This window comes from Curtobacterium sp. MCSS17_015 (genome assembly GCF_003234265.2).
Taxonomy (GTDB): Bacteria; Actinomycetota; Actinomycetes; order Actinomycetales; family Microbacteriaceae; genus Curtobacterium.
In genome coordinates this window covers 452,604-469,982 of sequence record NZ_CP126256.1, presented here as the reverse complement: position 1 = coordinate 469,982, position 17,379 = coordinate 452,604, and the positions used below count along the sequence as shown (strand labels likewise).

Below are 17,379 nucleotides of genomic sequence, written 5' to 3'. Positions count from 1 at the left end.
TGTCCTACTTCTTGTCGTTGTCGTTGTCGTCGTCCACGACCTCGGCGTCGACGATGTCCTCGTCGTCACCGGTGGTCTGGCCCTCGGCACCGGCGTCCGCTCCCGCAGCACCGGCGGCGTCCGCCGACTGGCTCTGCGCGTAGATCGCCTGTCCGAGCTTGCCCTGCGACTCGTTGAGCTTGTCGAACGCGGTCTTCACGGCCTCGTCGTCGTCGCCCGCGAGTGCGGACTTGAGGCCGTCGACGTCACCCTGGACCTCGGACTTGACGTCCGCGGGGAGCTTGTCGTCGTTCTCCTTGATGAGCTTCTCGATCGAGTAGACGAGCTGCTCGGCCTGGTTGCGACGCTCGCTCGCCTCGCGGCGGGCCTTGTCCTCGGCCGCGTGCTCCTCGGCCTCGCGGACCATGCGCTCGATGTCCTCCTTCGGCAGCGACGAGCCGCCGGAGATGACCATCGACTGCTCCTTGCCGGTGCCCTTGTCCTTCGCGGACACGTGCACGATGCCGTTGGCGTCGATGTCGAACGTGACCTCGATCTGCGGGATGCCCGCGGGTGCCGGCGCGATGCCGGTGAGCTCGAAGGTGCCGAGCGGCTTGTTGTCACGGGTGAACTCGCGCTCGCCCTGGAAGACCTGGATCGCGACCGAGGGCTGGTTCGAATCTGCGGTCGTGAAGGTCTCGCTGCGCTTGGTCGGGATCGCGGTGTTGCGGTCGATGAGCTTCGTCATCAGGCCGCCCTTGGTCTCGATGCCGAGCGAGAGCGGCGTGACGTCGATGAGGAGGACGTCCTTGCGCTCGCCCTTGAGGACACCGGCCTGCAGCGCGGCGCCGACGGCGACGACCTCGTCCGGGTTGACACCCTGGTTCGGCGACTTGCCACCGGTCAGCGACTTGACGACCTCGGCCACGGCGGGCATGCGGGTCGATCCACCGACGAGGACGACGTGCGCGATGTCGTTGACGCTGACACCCGCCTCCTTGATGACGTCGTTGAACGGCTTCTTCGTGCGGTCGAGCAGGTCGGAGGTCATCTGCTCGAACTGGGCGCGCGAGATGGTCTCGTCGAGGTTGAGCGGGCCCTCGGCCGTCAAGGTCAGGTACGGGAGCTGGATGCTCGCGCTGAGCTGGCTCGACAGCTCCTTCTTCGCCTGCTCCGCAGCTTCCTTGAGGCGCTGCTTCGCGATCTTGTCGGTCGACAGGTCGACACCGTGCTCGTCCTTGAACTTCTTGACGAGGTGGTCGACGATGCGCTGGTCCCAGTCGTCGCCGCCGAGGCGGTTGTCGCCGGAGGTCGCGCGGACCTGGATCGTTGAGAAGTCCTCGTCCTTGCCCACCTCGAGCAGGGAGACGTCGAACGTGCCGCCACCGAGGTCGAAGACCAGGATGAGCTCGTCTTCCTTGCCCTTGTCGAGGCCGTACGCGAGTGCCGCGGCGGTCGGCTCGTTGATGATCCGGAGGACGTTGAGGCCGGCGATCTCACCGGCGTCCTTGGTGGCCTGGCGCTCGGCGTCGTTGAAGTACGCCGGGACGGTGATGACCGCGTCGGTGACGTCCTCGCCGAGGTACTGCTCGGCGTCGCGCTTGAGCTTGCCGAGGGTACGGGCCGAGATCTCCTGCGGCGTGTAGCTCTTGCCGTCGATGTCGACCTTCCAGTCGGTACCGATGTGGCGCTTGACGCTCGCGATGGTGCGGTCGACGTTCGTGACGGCCTGGCGCTTGGCGGTCTCGCCGACCAGGACCTCGCCGTCCTTCGTGAACGCCACGATCGAGGGCGTCGTGCGGAGCCCCTCGGCGTTGGCGATGACGGTGGGCTCGCCGCCCTCGAGAACAGAGACGACGGAGTTGGTGGTTCCGAGGTCGATGCCTACTGCACGTCCCATGTGTTGGTGCTCCCTTTCGTCGAGTGCCGGGAGGCCCGGCATGTGGTGCTGAAGTCCGCGGACTTGCGTCCTATGGGCTCAAGTTTACCCGGGACAGGTGGCACGTCAAGTCCAGGCAGGAGAAGTTGCGTCAGGTGGACGCAAGGTCGCTGGTACACATTGCATGCGGCATGCCCACAGGGACTACATGTGATATTTCCTACTCCATCAATTCGCCGCGCTGCGGTGCGGCCCTACCCCGAAAGCCACCTCTTCACATGAAGTCATTCCTTCGAGCTGCGGCCGCGACCGGCGTCGCCGCAGCCACCATCTCCGGAGTACTCCCCGGTACCGCTCTGGCAGCGACACCGCAGGACAGCGAGACGAAGCCGGCGGTCGTCGCCGGGACGAACGGTGAGTTCTGGGGCATGACAAAGTCTCCCGGTCACACCGATTTCATCCAGTACGACAGCTACGACGCAGCGGTGGAGGCATCACGAAGCCTCGCCTTCCCGGTCGGTGACTGGGGGCGGATCCGCTATGATTCGACGACCTGCTACGGGCTCTGGGGGAACACGTCACTGCTCATCGGCAACAACTCGTGCTCCAGCGACAGCTCTCTGGTGCGCCTCGACGCTCACGGCGAGTTGGAGGTCAAGTCCGCCCCCGGCCTGCATCTCGACGGCTTCAGCGAGTACGGCGGACCTCAGGCTCATTTCGGGTCAGGTGAGGACCGCTACTACTTCGCGAGCTCGGCGCTGCACGCCGAGATCGCAGATGTGGACATCGAGGCGGGGACGGCGACGCTCAAGGACGGCCGGGCTCCGAAGGACGCAACGGATGTCGAGGTCACGTACACGGACAAGAACAACCGGTCCCAGACGCTCAACGCGAGAGTCACGGACGGATCCTGGACGAAGCAGCTGAAGGACCTCGCGCTCGGGAAGACCACTGCGCACCTCGAGGCCTTCAACGGGGGCGACCTCATCGCGGAGAGTGACGTCACCGTCGACCTGCACGTCGCCCCGCTCGTGGCGGAGGGTCACTTCGACGCGGAGGTCACCGAGGTGGCGAAGATCACCGGTACCGCGACGCCGAACACCGTGATCTCCGCCCGTCGGGCCGACAAGCAGGTCGCGACGACCATGTCCAACGACGAGGGCGCGTTCATCCTGCCGATCAACCCCTCGAACACCCCTGGCACGTACGACCTGCAGGTCTCCCAGATGATCCGCGGAGAACAGCAGACCCCCATCGAGGTCATCCTCGATTACGGCGCCGGTGTGACGATCACGTCCCCGGCACCCGACTTCGTCCTCGACCCGGGCGCGGACCTGGTCGTGCGTGGGACGGCACAGCGCAACTCGAAGATCAAGGTCTACGAGGCGGGCAAGCCGACCGAACCCCTGGCTGAGCTCATCGCCGGCACGAGCGACACGTACCGCGCGGTCATCCAGAACCTCGAGGACCGGGAGTACAAGCTCGTGGTCGCTGGGATCTCCAAGGGGTACAACACCACGACAGCCGAGGTCACCGTCAACCCCGGTACCTCCTCCGTCGTCACCCCGACGGCGACAGCGTCGTTCGATGCGGACGTGTCGAAGAAGGCCACCGTGTCCGGGACCGGTGCGGCGAACGCGACGATCACGGTGAAGACCGGGTCCAAGACGCTCGGCAGCACGACCGTCGACGAGCAGGGCGAGTGGTCGCTCGCCGTCGACCCGATCGGCGCCGGGAAGCACACCCTGACGATCGAGCAGACCGGCATGGAGGGCACCCAGACCATCACGACGGAAGCGGACTTCGGTGACGGCGTCGCGATCAGTGGTCCGACCGGCGCGGTCACCCCCGGCCGCACCACCGTGACGGGCACCACGCAGAGCGGTGCCCGCGTGAGCGTCGTCTCCGGCGACCAGACCGTCGAAGCGACCGTGGACGGCACCAGCTGGACCGCGGAGATCGAGATCGCGCCCGCGACCGCCCCGGTCACGATCACCGCGAAGCAGCAGTCCAAGGGGGCGCTGCACACGGAGGCCAGCACGCAGGTCACCACCACCGGCGCGCAGGAAGCGCGCCCCGTGACCATCAACAGCCCGACGAGCGGAACCTACAAGCCCGGCCAGAGCACCACGGTCAGCGGCACCGCAACCCCGTACGCGAAGATCGCGATCAAGAACCAGTGGGGCGCCACTCTCGCCACGCCCACTGCGAACGTCGATGGTGACTGGTCCTTCAACCGCACCTACGGCCCGTCTGCTGTCTACAAGCTGACCGCAGTGCAGACGCGCCTGGACAACAGCACCAGCACCTCGGCCGAGTTCACCCTGTCCCCGGAGAACGCGTTCAAGAAGCTGACGCTCAGCACCCCGGAGTCGACCAGCACCTACACCCCCGGCAAGAACGTGCTGTTCCAGGGAACGGCCACCCCGGGCGCGACAATCACGGCGAAGTCCAGCTGGGGCTCGACGCTCTTCACCACCCGCGCGAACCAGACCGACGGAACCTGGGCAGCGACCCGCGGCTTCGGCCCGAGCGCGACCTACGTCATCACGCTCACCCAGACTGCCCTGGACGGCACGACCGACTCGATCTCACCGATCATCCTCAAGCCGGTCGCCCACCAGGACGTCACCCTGACCTCGCCCACGCAGGGCGAGGGCTACACCGCAGGCAAGCCGGTCACCTTCAGCGGCACGGCAACCCCCGGAGCGGCGATCGCCATCAAGTCCCAGTACAGCTGCGCGACCTTGACCACCGCAACGGCCAACGACGACGGCAACTGGTCCGTCAAGCGCACCTTCGGGCCCACGGCGATCTACAACCTCGACATCATCGCCACGGACGCCGACGGCACCACCAGCAGCACCGAGCTGCTCGGCTTCGGTCCCGCCACCCAGTAGACCCACCGCAACACGACCGGCCAGGGCCCTCCCACAAGGAGGGCCCTGGCCGCACTGTTTCCCGGCCGGAGGCGCTGAACACCTGGTCGATCGCCTCCCTCGTGATATATTCATTTCATGTTCGATATCCGGTACCGTCCGCACGCGCATCCTCCGAACGTGCTCGCATACCCGATGCACGGCCAGACAAAATTGTCAGCGGAGGGCTACCGCACCCGCGACGGCCACGTCATCGAATGGCTCGGCCGACTCGTCGGGGACGTGGACGTCATCAGCCGACCCGAGCCGATCCCGACGGCCTTCCTCCCCCTCCGGGGTCTCCCGCCAGCAGCTGGCACTCGGTCGATCCGGAGTGTCGCCCACACCATCCCCCTGTCGAGCGATCGCCGGCGCTGGTGGCCGCGTGCAACGCCCTCCTACCCGCGCATCCCCTCGTCGGCTTCGTCGACACCGGCCATCGTCTGGAACCCGTTCACGGCCCTCGCTCCGGAGCCCAGGAACCCCTTCCACTCAGGACGAGTCGTCCTGCTCGACCTGCTCGACGACTGGACCCGGCACTTCGCGTTCGCAACGATCTCTCGCGAGGTCGAGCGCGCGTACCGCGCCGCGTTCGCCCGAGCTGATCACGTCACAGCCAACGGAGAAGGAACGGCGGCGTTGGCGCGTCGGTTCGGCCGCGACGACGTGGTCCTCATCCCCAACGGGTGCGACCCGGACGCATTCGATCCTGAACCACTCGCTGCTGGAGCAACGGTCGTCGGCTACGTCGGGAAGCTGGGTCGTCGTCTGGACGTCGACGGCGTGCTCGCCACCGCAGCAGCCCTCCCCGAGGTGGACTTCCGGTTCGCGGGCCCGATCCTCGACCCGAGCTGGGTCGCGCCGCTGCGAGAGATGCGCAACATCGCGCTGATCGGCGACGTCCGCTACGACCGCCTCGCAGGACTCCTGCAGACGTTCGATGTCGGCTGGGTCCCGCACCGCGTCGGTGGTGGGGAGGTCGGCGGCGACGTCATCAAGACCTACGAGTACCGCGCGGCCGGGCTCCCCGTCCTCTCGACGCCCATCGACGGAGCCGGCGACCGGGGCGTGGACGGTGTCCACACGGCTTCCATCAGTGCGCACGCCGCCATCATCGGCGGGTGGATCACAGACGAGGGTCGGGTTCGGCGGCATCCCGCCCAGCTCCCGGCCACCGTGACCTGGCGCAACAAGACCGAGATCCTGGTCCGGCTCCTCCACGACCGCACGAGGAAGGACTGACTGTGCGCGTCTTGATCCTTGCTGCACCACTGTCCGCCCGGAGCGGCGTGTACCGTTCGACGGTCGAACTGGTCGCGGCAGCGCGAGACCGGGATCTCGACTGGCACGCCTGGATCGGCATGCGGCCCGACGCTCCCGGGCGACGCGAGGTCGGAGCTGGAATCACCGAGGAGTGCATCCGGGAGCGGAACCTCTCGGGGACGAGGGCACTTCGCAAAGCGTGGTCGTCCGCCGTCGTAGACGCCGATGTGGTCATCACCATGACACCGCAGAGCGTCTTCGGGTTCCGCGGCACAGCTCTGACCGCTTCTACCCGACACGTCGCGTGGATCCGAGGGCTCCCCTGGCCGGGTCCGGAGGAACAGCCATGGCCGCGCCGTGTCCTGCTGTGGGGTGCCGCCCGTCACGCACTCCGTGGAGCCGACGGCGCATGGGCGACGACTCCGCTCCTGCAGCGGGAGGTACGGTCAGCCGTTCGCGCAGACGTGGTTCCCGCGGGCATCCCGCTCCAGCCCCGGCGTCACGACGGCTCGAGCACCGGGCCGCTGGTCTTCGCCGGGCGCCTGTCGCCCGAGAAGAACCCGGGGCTGGTGGTCGAGATGGCGCAGCGAACCGGGCGCCGCGCCGTCATCCACGGCGACGGACCGCTCGGCAGACCGCTGCGCGCGGCAGCACCTGGTCTTCTCGGCTGGGCGGGGTGGTCGACACCGGAAGACATGTGGTCCACGCCGGGCATCTTCGTCTGCCCCTCGTTCCGCGAGGCCTTCGGTCGGAGCGCCGTGGAAGCAGCCAGCTCCGGCATGCCCGTGATCCTCAGCGACCGTACCGGCGTCGCTCCCATGCTCATCCGCGATCGCGACCTCGCCTCGCGGTTCATCGTCCCCGCTCACGACATCGATGCTTGGCTCGCGGCCGTCGACGAACTGGACTCGGACCCGGACCTTCGCCGACGTCTCTCCGACCACGTGTCGGACAACGCTCGACGTCTCGGGACCGAGGCTTCCCTCGACGGAGCCCTTGCCGCTCTCGATCAGCTCTTCAGGAGAACCCCTTGACCGCATCCCAGGTCCTTCGCATCTTCCGCAGATCCTGGTTGCTCATCGTCGCGGCAGTACTGCTCGGGACCGCGGTCGGCACGGCCAGCGCCCTCGTGACAGATCCGTCCTACCGCTCCGACACCCGACTCTTCGTGGCGATCCAACCGACTGCGCCGAGCACCACTGACCTCGTTCAGGGCAACAGTGCCGCTCAGCAGAAGGTCACCTCGTACGTCGCAGTCGTCACGAGCGCCCGGGTACTCCAACCGGTCATCGACGAGCTCCGTCTCGACACGAACGTCTCGACACTGGCCCGTAGCATCTCAGCGAACTCGCCACTCAACAGCGTGCTGCTCGATGTCTCCGTCCGGGCGGACAGCCCGGACGAGGCCCGGCGGATCGCGGGCGCGGTGGCGAAGAGCCTCACGACCGTGGTCACTGAACAGTTGGAGAAGCCGACAGCAGGCGGGGCGTCTCTCGTCAAGATCGAGAGCATCCAACCACCGACGCTGCCGCAGGGAGCCGATTCACCGAACCTGCCCCGCCGGGTCATCGCCGGCGCGGCGCTCGGGCTGCTGGCGGGCGTGGCAGCAGCGGCGCTCCGTCATTCACTCGACACGCGGGTCCGGACGCAGTCGGACATCGAAGCGATCACGGATGCGCCCGTCCTCGGTGCGATCGGTCATGACGCCGATGCCGATCGGCGTCCGCTGATCGTGCACGCGGACCCGCGCAATCCCAGGGCGGAATCCTTCAGGAGCCTGCGTACCAACGTGCAGTTCCTCGACCTCGACCAAGCGAAGCGCAGTTTCACCGTCACGTCTGCAGTTCCCGCTGAGGGGAAGTCGACCACGGCCGCGAACCTCGCCATCGCCATGGCCGAGAACGGCGCACGAGTCGTCCTGGTCGATGCGGACCTCCGTCGCCCGAGGGTCGCAGAGATCCTCGGGATCGACGGGTCAGCAGGCTTGACCGACGTCCTGATCGGGAAAGCCGAACTCGACGACGTCACCGTCCCCTGGGGCCTCGGCGGACTCAACGTCCTCCCAGCAGGGCGGATCCCACCGAACCCCAGCGAGCTCCTCGGGAGCGCGTCGATGCAAGCACTGATGCACGAGCTCGAACTGCTCTACGACACGGTCATCGTCGACGCGCCACCGCTCCTGCCGGTGACGGACGCCGCCGTCCTCTCCAGGCTGACCAGTGGCTCGATCCTCATCACAGCACTCGGACGAAGCACACGTCATCAGCTGCGCGCGGCGTTCGAGAAGATGTCGAGCGCGGGAGCTCGCACGTTCGGCATCGTGATGACGATGGTGCGCAACGAGAGCTCTTCGGTGGGGGCCTACGGGACGTACGACAGCTACTACGGGGACGCCCAGCGGATTGACGAATCGGTCTCCCCGGCTGCAGCGCCGAGTGGTCGGCGGGTGGCCTCCGCCGAGTGAGTCGCGACTGCGTCTCCACCTCCGCACCCGCGACGGCGGCTCAGGGCACCAGAGGCAGGAGCCGCCGTCGTGGTCGGGGTCCCAGTGCCATCCACACGACGAAGGGCCCGACCCCGCTGATGCGGGGCCGGGCCCTTCGTCGTGGTGCTGTCGGTCAGAGGGAACGCACCATCGGAGCGGGAGCGAGGGCATGCCGCGTGTCGAAGGTCGGCACCCCACGCAGCATCTCCGCGTCGACGTCGTCGTGGTTCGTCAGCAGCACCGCGAGATCGCAGTCCTCGAAGCTCTCCGTGCGCGGCGGGCGCCGTGCGATGAAGTCCGGCCAGAGGTGCTCCTCGACGTGAGGGTCGACGCCGACGACTTCCGCTCCGAGATCGCGCAGCAGCTCGATCACGCGAACCGACGGCGACTCCCTGACGTCTCCTGAGTTCTTCTTGTAGGCGAGACCCACCAGGGCGATCCGCGAGCCTCGAACCGCTCGCCCGCCATCGTTCAACATCGACACGACCTTCCGGACGACGTGGTCGGGCATGTGCTCGTTGACATCGTTCGCGAGCTCGATGAACCGGAACGTCCGGCCCAGCTTCCGGCGCACCTGCCACGACAGGTAACTCGGATCGACCGGCAGGCAGTGACCGCCGACACCAGGCCCTGGAGCGAAGGGCATGAAGCCGAACGGTTTCGTGGATGCCGCACGGATGGTCTCCCAGACATCGATCCCGAGCTCGTCCGCGAACACGGCGAGTTCGTTCACCAGCGCGATGTTGACGTGTCGGAACGTGTTCTCGAGCAGCTTCGTCAGCTCGGCCTCCCTGGTCCCGGACACCGGTACGACCGTGTCGACGAGCGTGGCGTAGAAGTCCTGGACGGCCGCGCTCGACCGAGCATCGACACCGGACACGACCTTCGGGGTGTTCACGAGGTTCCACTGCGCGTTCCCTGGATCGATGCGCTCCGGGCTGTACCCGACGAGGAACTCAGCACCGGCGCGGAGGCCGGATGCCTTTTCGAGGATCGGGACGACGAGTTCCTCGGTCGTCCCGGGGTAGGTCGTCGACTCCAGCACGACGAGACACCCGCGGCGCAGCGACGACGCCAGAGCCCGACAAGCGTCCTCCACGAACCGGAGGTCAGGGCGAGCGTCGCGGAGCGGGGTCGGGACCGTCACGACCGCGATGTCCCACTCGGGGAGGTCCGCGTAGTCGCTCGCGACGGTGTACCGCCCGGTGGCTCCGATGGCTCCGAGACGTTCGGAGTCGATGTCCTCCACGTAGGAGACGCCTGCAGCGAGCGCGGCGGCTCGGCGTTCGTCGACGTCGAGGCCGGTCACGGTGTGACCGGCCTCGACCGCACGGACGGCGAGCGGAAGCCCGACGTACCCCTGACCGATCACGACGATGTTCTTCTCACGCATGGGGACTCTCCTTCAGATTGCGATGTGCCATCCTTAGTGTAACATTTCACATCCGAGCGTTATCCGAACGGAGGAACGATGAAGAAGCAGATTGCAGCACTCTCGGCCGTCACCGCCGCCCTGGCCCTGCTCGTCACGGGATGCACGGGATCCGCGCCTGACGCGAAGCAGACCCCGACAGCAGGACCGAGCAGCGCCGCGGCTCAGGAAGAGACCTACAACGAATGCATCGACGGCCGCGCCACGGTGCTCGCCTCCGATGTCGAGCGAGGTGGCGAGATCACGCTCGGAGACTGCGACGAGGTCTCGGTCGTCGGTGCCGCAGCCGCCGGGTCGAGCATCGAGTTGGGCGCCGTCAAGCTCCTCGTGATCGAAGCAGACGGTGCAACGGTGCGAGCGGGGGCCGTCGGCCGGATCGTCGTCCCCGGAGCCCACAACACGGTGACGCACACGGGTGAGGCGACCGTCGACGACCAGGGCGTCGAGAACACGGTCACGAAGTCCTGAACCGACGGCCGGGGCGTGCGCCGCCCCGGCCGTCAGCCGGCTCCGTCCCACCGTGTCACGACCGCTCATGTCTGCCATCGACACCTTCAGGAGACACAGATGCTCGTCATCACGACACTCGGACGGCTGCAGCGCCGTTCCGTCACGACTGCTCGGAGAGTCGCGGCTCAGGTGGCCGCGGCCTGGTACACGACCGTGGCACGGTTCGGGCGGCGTCCGGTCACGGACGCCGCCGAGTCCATCGTCGTCTCACTCACGTCCCACGGGGACCGCCTCGGTACCGTCCACCTCACCATCGAGTCCATCGCGCGCGGTTCCACTCGACCCGGCCGACTGGTCCTCTGGCTGGATCCGGACCAGGACCAAGACACCCTCCCCGAGCCGGTCCGTCGTCTCGTCGACCGAGGCCTCGAGATCAGGAACAGCGAGTGGGACATCGGCCCCCACAACAAGTACCTCCCCGCCGTTTCGGAACCCGAGCTTCCTGAGGTCCCACTCGTCACAGCGGATGACGACCTCTTCTACCCGCGGCGCTGGCTCGAACTGCTCGTCAGGGCGTCCTCGGAGACGCCGGACCTCGTCGTCGCGCACCGGGTCCGCGAACTGCTGCTCGACGACGAAGGCCAGCTGGCTCCGTACCACCGCTGGCCCCTGGCTCGCGGCACGGGCGCTGCCGTGACACGTTTCCCGACGGGGTGTTCGGGTGCGCTCTACCCGGTTGACGTCCAGCTCCACCTGCGTGCCCTCGGTCGCTCCTTCGCGTCGTGCTGCCCGCAAGCCGACGACCTCTGGCTGCACCACGAGACCGTCCGATCAGGCTCCTGCGCCCGCCAGGTCCGTGCACGAGCCCGCACCTTCCTCGAGGTACCGGGCACACAGGCGCAGGCACTCAACCACGACAACACCGGGAAGAACGCCAACGACGACCAGGCACGGGCGACCTACTCGCAGCTCGTGCTCGAGCTCCTGCGAGCTGGACGCACCGGAACTCCTGGGCTTCGGCCGTGATCGGCACGGTTGCAGTGCTCCTCACGGCATGCAGCGTCGCTGCGTGGCTCGCTCCCCGTCGTCCCGGTGCTTGGCTCGGACTCGGGCTGACAGGAGCGATGCTGCCGGTCGGCGCGACACGCTCCTGGTTCGAGGGGCCACTCGCCTCGACCCCGCCCTCGACCTGGTTCCTCCTCACCGGCACGCTGGTGCTCCTCTGCGACCGGCGCCGGTTGCTCCGACACGGCGTCCCGACGATGCTGGCTGCCGTGACCAGCGTCGCGGGCGTCGGGATCGTCACGGTCTTCCTGCTCCACGGCGCATCATCGAGCAACGCACTGCTCGTCCTGTGGGTCCTGCCGTTGACCGGTCTCACGGCGCTGCTGGCGGCGTCGACCTCCCCGCGGATGACCGACCTCGTCGACGCGATGACGCCGTGGCTGACGGCGCTCGCATCGGCCGAGGCGCTGCTCGCCGTCATGCAGCGGATGGTCGGCAGCGCGATCCTGTTCGACGAGTACCGGGCAGCAGCGAACCAGTTCACCCGGACCGGACGCTCGAACGGGACGTTCGACTCTCCTCTCGACCTCGCTGCGTTCCTCACGCTCGCGCTCGTCATCATCGTCCGCGGGCACCAGCCGTGGCGGACGTGGCTCGTCAGCGTGCTCGTGGTGAGCGGCATCGCCTGTACCGGGTCGCGGACAGGGATCGTCCTGGCGGTGGCGATCGTCACACTCGGGGTCGCCAGCCGCGGCATGCGCCGCCCGATCGACCTCGTCATCGTCCTCGCCACGGCCGTGGCCGGCATCATCGCAGCCGCCTCTCCGGTCCTCAATTCGTTGTTCGAACGCTTCGGGGAGCGGGGGGACCGCTCCACGTGGGCGCGTGGGTTGGCACGGGATACCGGAATCCGTCTCGTCGAGGACCACCCCGTGACCGGGAGCGGCTTGACGTACGCGTACGAATACGCGCTCGCGAACCTCCCGAGCAGCTTCGAGAACGCTTGGCTGTCATTGGCGATCGGAGCCGGCCTGCCGGTCGCAGCCCTCTTCCTGGCCGTCCCGGTCGCCGTCGCCCTCCTGCCCGGCAGACCCGTGCTGCTCGCGCGTGCTGCGGCGGTCACGGCACTGGTGTGGGGGTTCTCCTACAGCGCCTACACCGCGACGAGCACGTTCGGGCTCCTCTCGTGGATGACGGTGGGGCTCGCAGCGACCGACCTGCTCCGACGGTGGGACCCCGTGTCTCGGGCAGACCGCGAGAAAGCTCTCGCGACCACCGCCAGTCCTGAGCAGTCGCCGATGGTGACGCGCGGAGTGTACGGTGCCCGCTGAGACGACGGAACGCGCCCCTCGCCTCGTGCGCTCGGTGATCCGCAATGCCCTCGGAAATCTCGCTGGGCCGGCCGCAGGGCTCGCGAGCGCACCCGTCCTCGCACAGACGGTCGGAGTCGAAGGACGAGGAACCGTCGCTGCTGTCAGCGCGCCCATCGTGCTCGCTGCACTCATCGCGGGCTTCGGCATCCCTGAAGCGGTGACGTACCACGTCGCCCGCTCCGCCCGGACGATCCGCGGGCTCCGTCGCGACGCTGCCCTCCTCGCTGCGACGACAGGCGCCGTCGGCTCCCTTGCTGTGGCGTCGAGTGCGACGCTCCTGCTGCAGGATCCCGAAGCGGCCCGCCTGCTCGCCGTCCTCGCGATCAGTGCGATCGTGCCCGCCGTGCTCATCGGGGTCCTCCGCGCCCACGCAGCGGGACTCGGGCGATGGGGGCTCGTCTCCCTCGAGCGCACGGTGGGGCCCGTCCTGCGCCTGGTCGCCTTCCTGATCCTGCAGTCGTACGGCCGACTGGATGCTGGTACGGCGGCCGTGGTCATGGTCACCGCGCCACTGGCGGCCGGGGTGGTGTACCTGGTCCGGTGCGACCGCCCTCGCGGAGCGAACACAGGCGAAGCTCCCGGCCGACGGTCGTTGCTCGGGTACGGCGCCCGCGCATGGCTCGGAACACTGGCCGGCACCATCGTGATGCGACTCGACCAGGTGCTCATGGTGCCGTTGGCGTCTGCACAACAACTCGGTCTCTACGCAGTCGCCGTCACCGTCAGCGAGCTCCCACTCGTCGTCACCAGCGCGGTCAGGGAGGTGATGCTCACCACTGACGCGAGACGGCGTGACGACCAGAGCCTCGCGCGCGCTGCGCGGATGGCCACCGCCACGAGTGCCGTCACCGCAGCGTGCTTGTGCGGCAGCGCTCCCTGGTGGTTGCCGGTGCTCTTCGGCGAGGGCTTCACCGATGCACTGCCACCAGCGCTCATCCTCGCCGCTGCTGTGGTCGCGGGTGTCCCGGGCTCGGTCGCCGGCGCAGCGTTGGGAGCGCGGGGGCTGCCGCACCTGCGGAGCGCTTCGCTCTGCGTCGCGGCGCTGGTGAACGCGGCACTCCTCGTCGCCCTGGTCCCCGTGTCCGGAGCAGTCGGAGCGGCGATCGCCACGGTCGCGTGCAACTCCGTCGGAGGGTGGGTCAACGTGGCACACCTGATCAGGAAGTCGTCCCTGCGCTGGCGGGACTTCCTGCTGCCGTCGGTCGACGACTGGCGAACACTCGTACACCCGCTCCGCAGCTGTGCAAGGCGGGGAGCGACCTCCGGCGAAATGTGAAATACGTACACCTGCTGTCAGTGCTGAAGGAACATGGTTCCATGCCGACCAACCGCCTTGCTCACGTCGACGGCGCCAAGGGCATCGCGATCACTGCGATCGTGCTCGTGCATGCGAACGCCGTGCTACCGGGGAGGGAGCACATCTCGCTCGGGGCCGCGGCCTCGATCGCACTCGCCGTCCTCTTCCTCGTCTCCGGGTTCGTCTCCGGAGGACGGTTCTCCGACGCGGCGCCGGCTGGAGCCATCACCTCCCGAGTGGTCGCGTTGTCGTGGCTCTACGCGCTCTGGCAGCCAGTGGTGGTGGTGCAACGCACCGCTCTGGCGTGGGCAGAGGGACGGACGGTCGACGTCGCAGGCGAGGTCGCGCGCTTCCTCGCTGCTCCGGTCCGTCCCAACGGAGAGCTCTGGTACCTGTGGGCGCTGGCGCTGCACCTCGTGCTCGTGGCACTCACCCGGCGTCTCCCCGCCTGGTCTGTGCTCGTACCCTCGGCAACGTTGTTCGTGGTCATCAACGGCATCGGCGAGCAGCTGGTCGGCGACGTCACCTGGCACATGCTCGGGCCCGGCCTGCAGGGGCTTCCGCAGTTCGCGTTCTTCACCATCCTCGGCTCTCGTCTCCGCGTCCTCCTCCCCGTGCAACGGCCCCGTGTCCTCGGCCTCCTCACCACGGGGGCCTCCGTCCTGCTGCTCTTCCTGCTCGTGGTCCGGCCCGGACCCTGGTTCCGACCGGCTGAGACAGTGCTCGGCGTGATCACTGCTCTCGGGCTCGCAAGCCTTGCGTCGCAGTGCAGCGCTCTCCGTCTCCTCGCTCGCATCGGTCGGGACTCCGTGGCGCCCTACCTCATGCACATGTCCGTTCTCACGCTCCTGACGGTCCTCGTGACGGGCTCTTCGAGTCCAGGTGCCGAAGCAGGCTGGGCCGGCGCTCGCCCCCTGTTCCTCGTGGGAGCATCGGCCATCGCGATCTCGGTCTCGGTCGCCGTCCTCGGTGCGGTACGTGGTACTCGGGCGGAGCTCCTCTTCCGGGCGCCGGACCGTGTCGTGGAACAGAGCGTTCGATGGCTGACCGCGGCTCGATCGGGCCTCGTGCCGGGCCGGTAGGGTCAACGCGTGCGCTGGAGTCGAGTGGGCTGGCCCGGGGTCGGGTACGTCTCCCTCGAGGACGTCGAGGGCTACGCCGAACACCTCGCCCGCCTGGTCACCGACGCACCCCCGTCCGTCGCCGCCCTCGCGTCCGTGACGTGGAACGAGGCCCGCATCGCCGAGTGGCACGAGACCGCCACCACGACGCCGACCGGCACCCTGGACACCAGCGGCGTCGACGAGACACCGACGCGGACGGTGCGTGCTGTCGTCGTCGTCCGCACCGACGAGGTCCTCGACACCCCGGACGGCCTGTGGCGCCGCTGGAACCACGCCCGCGTCACGCTGCACTTCCACCGCGCCGTGCTCGAGCCCGAGGACACCGCGCCGCTCGCGGTCCTCGCCGGCGACGTGCAGGTCTCCCGCGGCGAGATCGCGCACGCCGACGCGGACGTCTGGGAGCTCCGGCTGCTGCTCTCCCCCACCGGCGAGCTCGCGGTGCACTTCCGCGACGTGGTGATCGAGGTCCATCCCGTCGCCGAGTCGGCGTGGTCCGACCTGCAGGAACGCCCCGCCCACGGCTGGCACGGCCCGGTGCCGGACGGCTGGCTCGAGTGGGCCGCTCCGGCGGTGCGCGCGGCGGGTCACGGCGACGTCGGCGGTCTCTCGCTCGAGCTGGACGGGTTCGGTGCGGACCCGACCGGCATCGACGAGGTCGACCCACGCTGGGGCTTCGCTCCGCTCCACGCGGCCGCCTGGTTCGACCGGCGCGGCACGACCGAGACGCTCATCGAGCGGGGTGCGGACGTCACGGTCCTCGACGCCGAGGGCCGGACGGCACTCGACATCGCCCGCGAGCGCGGGTCGCGCAAGGCCGAGGAGGTCCTGCTCTCCTGGTTCGACGCGCACGCCGTCGGCGAGGCGTACGTCGCCGACGACCCGTCGAGCGACGAGGCGACCCGCTGACCCGACCCTCACGGAACGGGCGGGAGGCGCGGTACCAGCTGGCACCGCGCCTCCAGTCCGTCAGCCGGTCGCGTCAGTCGCGACGCGTCTCGAGCGCGTTGGCCTGCGCGACCTTCCCGTACCAGTGCGCGGACGGCTTCGGCGTGCGCTCGAACGTCTCCCGGTCCCACGCGACGAGCCCGAACGTCGGCCGGAACCCGGACGCCCACTCGTAATTGTCGAGCAGCGACCAGTGCTGGTAGCCGCGGACGTCGATGCCGTCCTCGATGCAGCGGTGGATGCCCTCGAGCGCGCCCTGCGTGTAGGCGATGCGACGGGTGTCGTCCGCGGTGGCGATGCCGTTCTCGGTGATCATCACGGGGACGTGTCCCGACAGTTCCCACGCGCTGCGGATCCCGTCGGCCGCGGCCTCCGGGTAGAACTCCCACCCCGTCAGCGTGGTCTCGACGTCGTCTGCGACGGGCAGCGGCCCGTCCGGTCCGATGAAGGTCCGCGTGTACGCCTGCACGCCCACGAAGTCGTCGCCGGCCGCCGCTTCGAGGTACCAGTCGTCGCGCGGGTACCCGTATTCACGGAGCATCTCTTCGGACCCTGGCTCGCCGGAGGGCTTGAACGCTTGGGTCGCGACGGTCCACCCGGACTGGAGGCCCGACACCTGCCCCAGGACCTCGCGCGACCGCCGGTGGCTGGCCAGCAGGGCGTCGGCCACCTGGAGGTCCGGGTTCGGCAGGCCGTAGGCCACCAGGTTGGCCGCGTCCTCGCCGCCGGCGAGCATCGCGGCGATGTTCGGCTCGTTGATCGTGCACACGTAGCGGACGCCGTCCTGCACGACGGGGAGCGCGGCCTCGGTGTAGCGGGCGAACAGGTCCGCGGCGTCGTCCGCGCGCCAGAAGCCGTCGCGTTCGAACCAGCGCGGCACGGTGAAGTGCATGAGGGTGACGATCGGTTCGATGCCGAACTCGTGGCAGGCCTCGACCATGCGGCGGTAGTGGTCGACCTCGGCGCGGCTGACGAACCCGCGCTCGGGCTCGATGCGGGACCACTCGATGCTGAACCGGTACGAGTTCAGGCCGAGGCCGGCGGCGATCCGGATGTCCTCACGGTAGCGGTGGTAGCTGTCGGCCGCGTCGCCGGAGGGCTCGACGATCGTGGTGTCCGGTTCGTGCTCGTGCACCCACCAGTTGCTGTTGACGTTGTTGCCCTCGATCTGGTGGGCGGCGGTGGCGGCACCCCAGAGGAAGCCGTCGGGGAAGTGCAATGTGGTGATG

General features: G+C 68.6%; 13 protein-coding genes. 10 read left to right on the top strand and 3 right to left on the bottom strand.

The window, feature by feature from the left end:
- Nucleotides 1–4: 4 nt before the first annotated feature.
- Nucleotides 5–1,879: a molecular chaperone DnaK gene (gene dnaK / locus DEJ18_RS02230; protein ID WP_111209387.1), complete on the bottom strand. Its 1,875-nt coding sequence runs from the start codon at nt 1,877–1,879 to the stop codon at nt 5–7.
- A gap of 257 nt (nt 1,880–2,136) precedes the next feature.
- On the opposite strand from dnaK, the gene DEJ18_RS02225 reads away from it, so the two are divergent.
- The 4 genes from DEJ18_RS02225 (at nt 2,137) to DEJ18_RS02210 (ending at nt 8,503) form a co-directional block, all read left to right on the top strand.
- Nucleotides 2,137–4,758: an Ig-like domain-containing protein gene (locus tag DEJ18_RS02225; protein WP_111209386.1), complete on the top strand. Its 2,622-nt coding sequence runs from the start codon at nt 2,137–2,139 to the stop codon at nt 4,756–4,758.
- Between the two features lie 159 nt (nt 4,759–4,917).
- Nucleotides 4,918–6,018, top strand: coding sequence for a glycosyltransferase family protein (locus tag DEJ18_RS02220; protein WP_220034275.1), 1,101 nt, complete (start codon nt 4,918–4,920; stop codon nt 6,016–6,018).
- A 119-nt stretch (nt 6,019–6,137) separates the two neighbouring features.
- Complete coding sequence (locus tag DEJ18_RS15900) at nt 6,138–7,073, top strand: glycosyltransferase family 4 protein (protein ID WP_349775063.1); 936 nt, start codon at nt 6,138–6,140, stop codon at nt 7,071–7,073.
- Nucleotides 7,070–8,503: a tyrosine-protein kinase domain-containing protein gene (locus tag DEJ18_RS02210; RefSeq protein ID WP_181434099.1), complete on the top strand. Its 1,434-nt coding sequence runs from the start codon at nt 7,070–7,072 to the stop codon at nt 8,501–8,503. Before DEJ18_RS15900 ends, DEJ18_RS02210 begins: the two co-directional genes overlap by 4 nt.
- Nucleotides 8,504–8,657: 154 nt before the next feature.
- Here the strand turns inward: DEJ18_RS02210 and DEJ18_RS02205 are convergent, their stop codons facing one another.
- Entirely contained in the window at nt 8,658–9,917 is a 1,260-nt protein-coding gene (locus DEJ18_RS02205; RefSeq protein ID WP_111209382.1) for a nucleotide sugar dehydrogenase, read from the bottom strand.
- Between the two features lie 78 nt (nt 9,918–9,995).
- Between DEJ18_RS02205 and DEJ18_RS02200 the strand changes: the two genes are divergently transcribed.
- The 6 genes from DEJ18_RS02200 to DEJ18_RS02175 all read left to right on the top strand — a co-directional run bounded on the left by DEJ18_RS02200 (nt 9,996) and on the right by DEJ18_RS02175 (nt 16,111).
- Nucleotides 9,996–10,424 carry a hypothetical protein gene (locus DEJ18_RS02200; RefSeq protein WP_111209381.1) on the top strand — a complete coding sequence of 143 codons (429 nt, stop codon included), beginning with the start codon at nt 9,996–9,998 and terminating at the stop codon, nt 10,422–10,424.
- Nucleotides 10,425–10,523: 99 nt separating this feature from the next.
- Nucleotides 10,524–11,432, top strand: a complete 909-nt coding sequence (locus DEJ18_RS02195) for a glycosyltransferase family 2 protein (protein ID WP_111209380.1) — start codon at nt 10,524–10,526, stop codon at nt 11,430–11,432.
- Nucleotides 11,429–12,742 carry an O-antigen ligase family protein gene (locus tag DEJ18_RS02190; RefSeq protein ID WP_146241451.1) on the top strand — a complete coding sequence of 438 codons (1,314 nt, stop codon included), beginning with the start codon at nt 11,429–11,431 and terminating at the stop codon, nt 12,740–12,742. The genes DEJ18_RS02195 and DEJ18_RS02190 overlap by 4 nt, the downstream gene beginning before the upstream one ends.
- On the top strand, nt 12,732–14,060 hold the full coding sequence (locus DEJ18_RS02185) for a lipopolysaccharide biosynthesis protein (RefSeq protein ID WP_111209378.1): 1,329 nt from the start codon (nt 12,732–12,734) through the stop codon (nt 14,058–14,060). The genes DEJ18_RS02190 and DEJ18_RS02185 overlap by 11 nt, the downstream gene beginning before the upstream one ends.
- A gap of 41 nt (nt 14,061–14,101) precedes the next feature.
- On the top strand, nt 14,102–15,163 hold the full coding sequence (locus DEJ18_RS02180; protein WP_111209377.1) for an acyltransferase family protein: 1,062 nt from the start codon (nt 14,102–14,104) through the stop codon (nt 15,161–15,163).
- A 9-nt stretch (nt 15,164–15,172) separates the two neighbouring features.
- Nucleotides 15,173–16,111: an ankyrin repeat domain-containing protein gene (locus DEJ18_RS02175; RefSeq protein WP_146241450.1), complete on the top strand. Its 939-nt coding sequence runs from the start codon at nt 15,173–15,175 to the stop codon at nt 16,109–16,111.
- A 73-nt stretch (nt 16,112–16,184) separates the two neighbouring features.
- Here the strand turns inward: DEJ18_RS02175 and DEJ18_RS02170 are convergent, their stop codons facing one another.
- Nucleotides 16,185–17,369: a glycoside hydrolase family 1 protein gene (locus tag DEJ18_RS02170; protein WP_220034274.1), complete on the bottom strand. Its 1,185-nt coding sequence runs from the start codon at nt 17,367–17,369 to the stop codon at nt 16,185–16,187.
- Between the last annotated feature and the right edge of the window lie 10 nt (nt 17,370–17,379).